Origin of the sequence: Flavobacterium sp. (genome assembly GCF_043756175.1) — a bacterium.
Taxonomy (GTDB): domain Bacteria; phylum Bacteroidota; class Bacteroidia; order Flavobacteriales; family Flavobacteriaceae; genus Flavobacterium.
Map to the genome: position 1 here is coordinate 1 of NZ_JAYURN010000043.1, position 2,099 is coordinate 2,099.

Here is a 2,099-nt window from a genome sequence, read left to right on the forward strand (position 1 = left end):
ATCAATAGTCATAATTTGATTATGGTAACTAAAAAAGGTCAGGTTAAGAAAACATCTTTAGAGAAATATTCTAAACCTAGAGTAAATGGTGTTGCTGCAATTACCATCAAAGAAGGAGATAATTATTGGAAGCTAAACTGACTAATGGAGAAAGTCAAATTATTTTGGCTGTAAAATCTGGTAAATTAGTTCGTTTTGAAGAAACTAAAACCCGTCCGATGGGAAGAACTGCTTCTGGAGTTCGTGGAATTACACTTAAAGATGATACCGATGAAGTAATTGGCATGGTTACTGTAAACGATATGAGCAGTGAAATTTTAGTCGTTGCTGAAAATGGTTATGGAAAACGTTCAAGCCTTGACGAGTACAGAATTACAAATCGTGGTGGTAAAGGAGTTAAAACTTTAAATATTACAGAGAAAACAGGTAAACTTATTTCTATAAACGCGGTTACGGATGCTGATGATTTAATGATTATCAACAAATCTGGATTAACTATTAGAATGGCTGTTGAAGATTTGAGAGTTATGGGTCGTGCTACACAAGGAGTGAAGTTAATTAACATAAAAGGAAACGATTCGATTGCGGCGGTTACAAAGGTAATGAAAGACGATGTTGCTGAAGTGATTGTTGATGAAGACGGAAATGTTATTGAATCTGAAGCTATTGAAAGAGTTAAGCCAGTATTAGAAGTTCTTGAGGATGAAGGAACGGAAGAAGATGATGACGAGGATGATTCTGAAGAGAGTGAAGAGGATGACGAAGATGCTGACGACGACGACGCTGATGATGAAGCTTAAAAATTAGAGTATAAACAAAAATAATTATTAAACAAAAATAGAATATTATGAAAAGTAAATATGTAATACTTGCATCAGCATTATTGATATCAGTAGCTACTTTTGCTCAAAAAGACCAAATTAAAGCTGCTGAAAAAGCGATTAAAGGTGGTAATTCGCAAGAAGCAGTAAATATTTTGGTAGCTGCAGAAGCTGCTTCTGCAACTGCTCCAGATGCTGAAAAGGCGCAATTTTTCTTTGTTAAAGGGAATGCCTATTTAGATTTAGCGAATAAAAAAGTTGATACAGATAAAAATCTTTCTCTTGCAGCAAAGGCATACCAAGATTTAATTTCAGTTGAAAAGGCTTCAGGGAAAATAAAATTTTCTACTCAAGCAGCGGCTTCTATTACAGATATCAAATTTAAATTAATAAATTCTGCAATTGCAGATTCTAAAGTTGACAAGCATTCAGATAGCGCTAAAAAATTATATGATGCTTATCTATTAGATAAAAAAGACACTATTAATTTATATTATGCGGCTTCTACTTATGTAAATGCAAAGAATTATGATGAGGCTCTTAAGTTATATGAAGACTTAAAAACTTTGAATTATTCTGGAAAGGGAACTAGTTATCTAGCTGTAAATAAGTTAAGTGGAGAAGAAGATCTTTTTACAACTGCTACAGAAAGAGACAGAATGGTAAAATTAGGGACGCACGAAAAGCCAAGAACTGAAGTTATACCTTCAAAACGAGGAGAGGTATATAAAAATATGGCTTTAATTTTAGTTGAGAAAGGAAAAACAGAAGAAGCTAAAAAAGCAATCGCAGCTGCTAGAGTTGCTAATCCTGAAGACACTTCATTAATTCTAACGGAAGCTAATCTGTATTTAGAAACAAAAGATTTTGATACTTACAAAAAGTTAATTTCAGAGGTATTGCTAAAAAATCCTAATGATGCTGATTTGATATTTAATTTAGGAGTAATCAGTTATAATGCTAAGAATATTGCTGATGCAGAGAAATATTATTTGCAGGCAATTAAAATCAAGCCTGATTATGTAAATGCTTATTTGAATTTGGCAATTTTGAAATTAGATGCTGATAAAGCACTTTTTGAAGAAATGAGTAAATTAGGGAATTCTGAAAAAGACAATAAGCGTTATGCGGTACTGAAAAAGCAAAGAGAGGTAGTTTTTACAAGTGCTTTGCCTTATTTAGAAAAAGCAAGTGAATTGGATCCTAAAAATACAGAAGTAAAAAATACCTTATTAGGTGTTTACGGAGCTTTAGAAATGACTGAAAAGAAAAAAGCAT

General features: G+C 32.6%; 1 protein-coding gene and 1 pseudogene. Both read left to right on the forward strand.

The annotated features are described in order from the left end of the window. A pseudogene (locus ACH2BP_RS02450) lies at positions 1-800 on the forward strand (DNA gyrase C-terminal beta-propeller domain-containing protein); the annotation flags it as partial. Between the two features lie 47 nt (positions 801-847). Further along, positions 848-2,099: tetratricopeptide repeat protein (locus ACH2BP_RS02455; protein ID WP_395056673.1), on the forward strand; the 1,252-nt coding region annotated here is incomplete at its 3' end.